Raw genomic sequence first — 6,401 nt, 5'->3', positions numbered from 1 at the left:
ATTTCGAAACGGTGCCGTGGAAGCAGCGAAGATGCGAACTATACGCCATCCCCTCCCCACCTGTCAAATACTCAAGAACTAAATTTCTATCCAAAACACTCAAATCCTACATATCATTGAGAATTTAGTTTCAACACCCTCACAACCGGCCTGCGTCCGACTGATGGCTACCTGCCCCAACACTAAACATAAAAAACAGCCGAACCCAAGCCCGGCTGTTATTCCACTCTCAAACAAGCATCAGAACAGTCCGCTGATTACCCCGTGCTCGTCCACATCAATCCGTTCCGCAGCGGGCACTTTGGGCAAGCCCGGCATCTTCATCATGTTGCCGCACAGCACCACGACAAACCCGGCTCCGGCCGACAAAGTCAGCCCGCGCACGGTGATGCGGAAACCTTGCGGCGCACCCAGCAGCTTGGCATTGTCGCTGAACGAATATTGGGTTTTCGCCATACACACAGGCAGCTTATCCCAGCCCAGCTGTTCCAGCTTGGCGATTTCCGCCAAGGCTTCGGTGCTGAAATCCACATCGTCTGCGCCGTAGATGCGGCGGGCGACGGTGCGGATTTTTTCCGGGATGCTTTGTTCCACATCGTAGGCAAAAGCAAAGCGTTTGGGCGACTGCTCCACGGCCGCCACCACTTTTTGCGCCAAGTCTTCGCCACCGGCGCCGCCCTTGCCCCACACCTCGGTAAACGACACTTCCGCGCCTTGTGCACGGCATGCTTTGGCCACTAAATCCAGCTCGGCCTGCGTGTCGGCGCTGAAGCGATTGAGCGCCACCACCACAGGCAGGCCGAACACATTCTGCATATTGCCAATGTGGCGCAACAGGTTGGCCAAACCTTTTTCCAGCGCAATCAGGTTTTCGCTGCCCAAATCTTCTTTCGCCACGCCGCCGTTGTATTTCAGCGCGCGCACGGTGGCCACGATCACGGCGGCATCGGGCTGCAAACCGGCCAGTCGGCACTTGATGTCGCAGAATTTTTCCGCGCCCAAATCCGCGCCGAAGCCGGCTTCGGTTACGGCATAATCAGCAAGGTGCCTGGCCAGGCGGGTGGCAATGACCGAGTTGCAGCCGTGGGCGATGTTGGCAAACGGGCCGCCGTGCACGAAAGCGGGCGTGCCTTCGATGGTTTGCACCAGATTGGGCTTGATGGCGTCTTTCAGCAGCGCGGCCATGGCGCCTTGGGCTTTCAGGTCTTTGGCGTACACCGGGCTGCCGTCTTTGGCATAGGCCACCAAAATGTTGCCCAAGCGCGTTTTCAGGTCGGCCAAATCTTTGGACAGGCAGAACACGGCCATCACTTCAGAGGCCACGGTAATATCGAAACCGTCTTCGCGCATCACGCCGTCGGCGGGCTTGCCGAGGCCGCCGACGATGTTGCGCAATTGGCGGTCGTTCATATCCACGGCGCGGCGCCAAATCACGCGTTTGGGGTCGATATTGAGCGCGTTGCCGTGGTGGATGTGGTTGTCGATGAGGGCGGCGAGCAGGTTGTTGGCGGCGCCGATGGCGTGGAAGTCGCCGGTGAAGTGTAGGTTGATGTCTTCCATCGGCAAAACTTGGGCGTAGCCGCCGCCGGCCGCGCCGCCTTTGATGCCGAACACGGGGCCGAGCGAGGGCTCGCGCAGAGCGATAACGGCGTTTTTGCCGATGCGGTTCAGCGCGTCGGCCAGGCCGATGGTGACCGTGGTTTTGCCTTCGCCGGCGGGCGTGGGGCTGATGGCGGTAACCAAAATCAGGCGGCCTTGTTTTTCAGGTAGCCTCAAAGCGTCGGCAGGGTTGATTTTGGCTTTGTATTTGCCATAGTGTTCCAATTGGTCCGGGCTCAAACCCAGTTTGGCGGCGATTTCGTCGATATGCTTGATTTGTGCGGTTTGGGCGATTTGAACATCAGACAATTGTGTCATGGCGGTCTCCGTTTTAAGAGTTTAAAGAATGGACTACGCATGGGGGATTGTACCCGAAATCAGCCTTGCCCGCCGCCGGATTGAGATGAATGTTTACAGATATACTGAAATATTTTCAGGTAGCCTCCACGCACAGGAAGGCTACCTGAAAACTCTTCGGGCAAACTTCAGCGTTTTAACGCCAACACCAGCACGCCGCCGGCAATCATGGCAATGCCCAGCCACTCCTGCACGCTCGGCCGCTCGTCTAAAAACACCACCGCCATCAGCGCCACCAGCACGATGCTAAATTTATCCACCGGCGCCACTTTGGAAGCCTCGCCCATTTGCAGCGCCTTGAAATACGCCAGCCACGAAGCGCCCGTGGCCAAGCCGGAGAGCACCAGAAACATCCAGTTGCGGCCGGTGAAGCCGCCCACGCCCTGCCACTTGCCGGTGTAGCTCAAAAATGCCGCCAATGCCGCAATGATCACCAGCGTGCGGATAAAGGTGGCGAAATCCGAATCGATGCCCTGCAAACCGAGTTTGGCGAAAACCGCCGTGAGCGCCGCGAAAAAGGCAGAGGCCAGAGCCCAATAGAACCAAGCATGTGAAGTCATCATCCGTTTCCTTATATATTAAGTTGCCACAGGCTACCTGAAAACTCTCCAGCAGCCGCACTGTTTTTCAGGTAGCCCAAATTCGTTCGCCTGATTATAACCGCCCAATCCGCCCGCGCCCCATATTTTCAGGTAGCCTTTAACCCACCTTCACACCCAATCCGCTACAATACCCCCCGTTTCCGCCACCAACCGGCCAAAAAGGACTCCTCATGAACACATTATTCCGCCGCAGCCTCGGCATCGCCCTCCTCACCCTCGCCCTCTCCGCCTGCGACACCCTCGGCAGCAGCCTCTCCCTCGGTTCGCACAAACACCAGCGCCAGCCGCTCACCGCCACCCAAAGCGGCAACAAACCCCAGGCCGTCGTCGGCCTCGCCCTTGGCGGCGGCGCCTCCAAAGGCTTCGCCCACATCGGCGTGATCAAAGTATTGGAAGAAAACAACATTCCCGTGAAAGTGGTTACCGGCACCAGCGCCGGCGCCCTGGTGGGCAGCCTCTACGCCTCCGGCATGAACGCCCCGCGCCTGCAACGCGAAGCCGAAAGCCTGCAACGCGCCGACCTGGTCGACCTCACCCTCTCCACCAGCGGCTTCATCCGCGGCGAAAAACTGCAAAACTACATCAACCGCCAAGTCGGCAACCGCCCCATGCAAAACTTCCCGCGCAAATTCGCCGCCGTCGCCACCGAGTTCGACAGCGGGCGCAACGTCGTATTCCGCAGCGGCAACGCCGGCCAGGCCGTGCGCGCCTCCGCCAGCATCCCCAACGTATTCCAGCCCGCCATCATCAACGGCAAACGCTATGTGGACGGCGGCCTCACCGCGCCCGTGCCCGTATCGGCCGCTCGCTCGCTCGGCGCCAACGTGGTGATTGCCGTGGACATTTCCGCCAAGCCCGCCCGCCTCACCCAAAGCGGCTTCTTCTCCTACCTCGACCAAAGCCTCAACATCATGAGCACCTCCGCCCTCAACAGCGAGCTCTCCAAGGCCGACGTCGTGATCAAACCGCAAGTGCAGCACCTCGGCGCCGTGGGCGGCTTCGATGAAAAAAGCCACGCCATCAAGCTCGGCGAAGACGCCGCCCGCGCCGCCCTGCCGCAAATCCGCGCCGTGTTGCAGCGCTACCGCGTGCAGTAAGCCCGCTGCAAAGGCTACCTGAAAATAAGGTATGGCGAAGCAAGGCCGAGTTTCTGCGAAGCTAAAACGCAGAAGCTCATTTCCCAGCCCATACTTTTCAGGTAGCCTCACCCGCAAACTAATCCTGTTTATTCAATATCCAACTTTCAGGTAGCCCGCACGCCGCACAACAGGCTACCTGAAAAATATCAACCCCCGCACACCATGTTCACCCTCTGCCTACCCGGCCTCCACTGGCCCCACCCCGCCGAACTCCCCGCCCTGCACACCCCCGGCCTCAACCAACTGCTGCGTTTCGGCCGCTTCCAAGCCGCCCCCTCCGAGCCTGCCGACTTCTGCTTCCAACACCTCAGCCCCCAGCTCCACCACCTCTTCGCCGAGCCCTACGCCTTCGCCAGCCCCCTGCACCAGCAAATCGGCCTGCACAGCACCCAGCTCCAAAGCAGCGGCTTGCACATCCTGCCCGAAGAAGCCGAAGTCCTGTGCCACGGCCTCAACGCCTTCTGCCACGAAGACAGCTGGCAATTCGCCCCCCTCTCTCCCGAGCTCTGGAGCATCCGCCTGCCCCGCCCCGCCCAGTGGCAAGCCCCCTACATCCTCAACATCGCCGGCCACCACGCCGACATCCCCCAAGCCCTCGGCAGCCGCAAAAGCCAATGGCTCCAACGCCAAACCGAAATCCAAATGTGGCTGCACAACCATCCCGTCAACACCCGCCGCAGCGCCGAAGGCAAACCGCCCATCAACGCCCTCTGGCTGTGGGACGAGCTGCCCACCGAATCCCCCGCTGCACCCCCCGCACTCATCGGCAGCCACAGCCCCTGGGCCGCCTACAGCCGCAGCCCCCAAGTCCGCCCCGCCCCGGCCAACCTCGCCGCCTGGCAGGCCACCGCCGCCGAGTGCCGCGTTCCGCTCGAACACAGCACCCTCTACCTCCACGAGCTCCGGCAAGCCGCCGAGCTCGGCCGGCCCGACGACTACGCCCGCACCCTGCAACAATGGGACGAACAATTCTTCGCCCCCCTGTGGCAAGCCCTGCAACGCAAACAACTCCCCGCCGCCCGCCTCCTCACCGACGGCGAACACGGCGGCAGCCTCGAAATCTCCGCCCGCAGCGGCTGGGCATTCTGGAAACCCAAACACCGATTCGCCGGCAGGCTGGATATTTCCACCAAATAAGCACAAAAGGCTACCTAAAAAACAAAGCATCCCGTTTCCGTTAAGCAAATTCAGGTAGCCTTTTTTCAGGTAGCCTCAAACCAAGCCACAACCTGCCCCAACAACCGCCCACCCGTTTTCCCACTGCAATCAATATTTTTCAGCCAGCCCATCCATGCAACATGCTACCTGAAAAACCGCCGAACCCGCAAAACCCCACCCCTGCATTTTCAGGTAGCCTTTCCCGCCCAATCCGTTATAATCCCGCCCGTACCGCAGCAGGCCAGACAGTCGCCGCGCCCTCGGGCGGGGAGGAAAGTCCGGGCTGCACAGAGCAGGATGCCGGCTAACGGCCGGGCGCCGCGAGGCGACGGAAAGTGGAACAGAAAGCATAACCGCCGATGGCTGCGGCAACGCAGCACAGGTAAGGGTGAAATGGTGCGGTAAGAGCGCACCGTGCGGCTGGCAACAGACCGTAGCAGGCCAAACCCCATCCGCAGCAAGACCAAACAGAATGCAGTGAAGCTGCTCGCCGAGCATTCGGGTAGGTTGCTTGAGCCGCTTGGCAACAAACGGCCTAGAGGAATGACTGTCCAACGACAGAACCCGGCTTACCGGCCCGCTGCGGTACACCCCACGAAGCCGCTCGGCTTCTCCGCATACACAACGGGCGGGAGTGCATTCCACACTCCCGCCCGCATCATTAAAATCCGGTTTAGCGAATCTGGCTGCCCACCAAACCGCCCAATGCAGCGCCGCCCAAGGTAGAGCCGGTGTCGCCGCCGATCACGTTGCCGGCCACGCCGCCCACGGCCGCGCCCACGGCAATATTACGCTGTCTGGTGGTCATACCGTTGCAAGCGCTCAAAGAAGCAGCCAGCAACATCATGGCGCAAATGGAGCTAACAGTAGATTTTTTCATGATATACCCTTTCTGTATCAGTATAAAAAGGCACAGCGGCGTTTGACCGCCCTACCTGCCTGTGAGAGTATCGCACTTTTCTGTGATTGCATTAAAAGGCAGGTAAATGTCTGTTTATTCCGCCGCACATATTGTTCACTTATTCTGCGCCATCGCTTTCGTGGGCGGCGTGCTGTTTGAGTCGCTGGTTTTGTCGGTTATGCACACCAAGCGCGTGGGGCGCGAGGCGCGGCGCGAAGTGGAGCGGGCGCTGTCGGCGCGGGCGGTGCAAGTGATGCCGTGGGTGGTCGGCCTGCTGTTTGCTTCCGGCCTGGTGATGATGCACCGCTACCTGCAAATCCTGCACAACCCGTTTGCCAATTCGTTTTTCATTCAGCTTTCGCTGAAAATCCTGCTCGCCTTCAGCATCCTCTGCCACTTCATCGCCGCCGTTGTCCGCATGCGGCGCGGCACGATGACGGTGAGCTTTTCCAAATACATCCACCGCGCCGTGCTCACGCAGATGCTGCTCATCGTGTTTCTGGCCAAAGCCATGTTTTACATTGCCTGGTAGCGCGAACCCGCAACAGGCTACCTGAAAAACATCCGCCCGCCCCACGCCTTACCCAAACAGGCGCTTCTGTTGCGCGATTCTCACAGCCCGCGCGCCCGCTTGCCCCGCCTCGC

General features: G+C 60.1%; 6 protein-coding genes and 1 other RNA gene. 4 read left to right on the top strand and 3 right to left on the bottom strand.

The window, feature by feature from the left end:
- Nucleotides 1-240: 240 nt before the first annotated feature.
- Together A7P95_RS06755 and A7P95_RS06750 are read right to left on the bottom strand one after the other, a co-directional pair.
- The gene (locus A7P95_RS06755; RefSeq protein WP_067593042.1) at nt 241-1,917 is read right to left on the bottom strand and encodes a formate--tetrahydrofolate ligase; all 1,677 of its coding nucleotides are present in this window, start codon (nt 1,915-1,917) and stop codon (nt 241-243) included.
- Between the two features lie 167 nt (nt 1,918-2,084).
- Nucleotides 2,085-2,516, bottom strand: coding sequence for an EamA family transporter (locus A7P95_RS06750; protein WP_067593038.1), 432 nt, complete (start codon nt 2,514-2,516; stop codon nt 2,085-2,087).
- 212 nt (nt 2,517-2,728) lie between these two features.
- Between A7P95_RS06750 and A7P95_RS06745 the strand changes: the two genes are divergently transcribed.
- The 3 genes from A7P95_RS06745 (at nt 2,729) to rnpB (ending at nt 5,443) form a co-directional block, all read left to right on the top strand.
- Nucleotides 2,729-3,655 carry a patatin-like phospholipase family protein gene (locus A7P95_RS06745; protein ID WP_067593035.1) on the top strand — a complete coding sequence of 309 codons (927 nt, stop codon included), beginning with the start codon at nt 2,729-2,731 and terminating at the stop codon, nt 3,653-3,655.
- Between the two features lie 204 nt (nt 3,656-3,859).
- Nucleotides 3,860-4,834: a hypothetical protein gene (locus A7P95_RS06740; protein WP_067593032.1), complete on the top strand. Its 975-nt coding sequence runs from the start codon at nt 3,860-3,862 to the stop codon at nt 4,832-4,834.
- 254 nt (nt 4,835-5,088) lie between these two features.
- Nucleotides 5,089-5,443: RNase P RNA component class A (gene rnpB / locus A7P95_RS06735), an RNA gene on the top strand.
- A gap of 85 nt (nt 5,444-5,528) precedes the next feature.
- Here rnpB and A7P95_RS06730 read toward each other — a convergent pair.
- Nucleotides 5,529-5,735: a glycine zipper 2TM domain-containing protein gene (locus A7P95_RS06730; protein ID WP_067593031.1), complete on the bottom strand. Its 207-nt coding sequence runs from the start codon at nt 5,733-5,735 to the stop codon at nt 5,529-5,531.
- A gap of 106 nt (nt 5,736-5,841) precedes the next feature.
- On the opposite strand from A7P95_RS06730, the gene A7P95_RS06725 reads away from it, so the two are divergent.
- Entirely contained in the window at nt 5,842-6,288 is a 447-nt protein-coding gene (locus tag A7P95_RS06725; RefSeq protein ID WP_067593030.1) for a CopD family copper resistance protein, read from the top strand.
- Nucleotides 6,289-6,401 lie beyond the last annotated feature (113 nt).

Origin of the sequence: Eikenella longinqua (assembly GCF_001648355.1) — a bacterium.
GTDB classification, from domain to species: domain Bacteria; phylum Pseudomonadota; class Gammaproteobacteria; order Burkholderiales; family Neisseriaceae; genus Eikenella; species Eikenella longinqua.
The sequence above is the reverse complement of the archived record's forward strand: the minus strand, read 5'-3'. Positions and strand labels throughout refer to the sequence as shown.

Bases quoted from the DNA above. Each gene is read 5' to 3' on its own strand.
- A7P95_RS06755 (WP_067593042.1), bottom strand. From the start codon at position 1,917: ATGACACAATTGTCTGATGTTCAAATCGCCCAAACCGCACAAATCAAG.
- A7P95_RS06750 (WP_067593038.1), bottom strand. From the start codon at position 2,516: ATGACTTCACATGCTTGGTTCTATTGGGCTCTGGCCTCTGCCTTTTTC.
- A7P95_RS06745 (WP_067593035.1), top strand. From the start codon at position 2,729: ATGAACACATTATTCCGCCGCAGCCTCGGCATCGCCCTCCTCACCCTC.
- A7P95_RS06740 (WP_067593032.1), top strand. From the start codon at position 3,860: ATGTTCACCCTCTGCCTACCCGGCCTCCACTGGCCCCACCCCGCCGAA.
- A7P95_RS06730 (WP_067593031.1), bottom strand. From the start codon at position 5,735: ATGAAAAAATCTACTGTTAGCTCCATTTGCGCCATGATGTTGCTGGCT.
- A7P95_RS06725 (WP_067593030.1), top strand. From the start codon at position 5,842: ATGTCTGTTTATTCCGCCGCACATATTGTTCACTTATTCTGCGCCATC.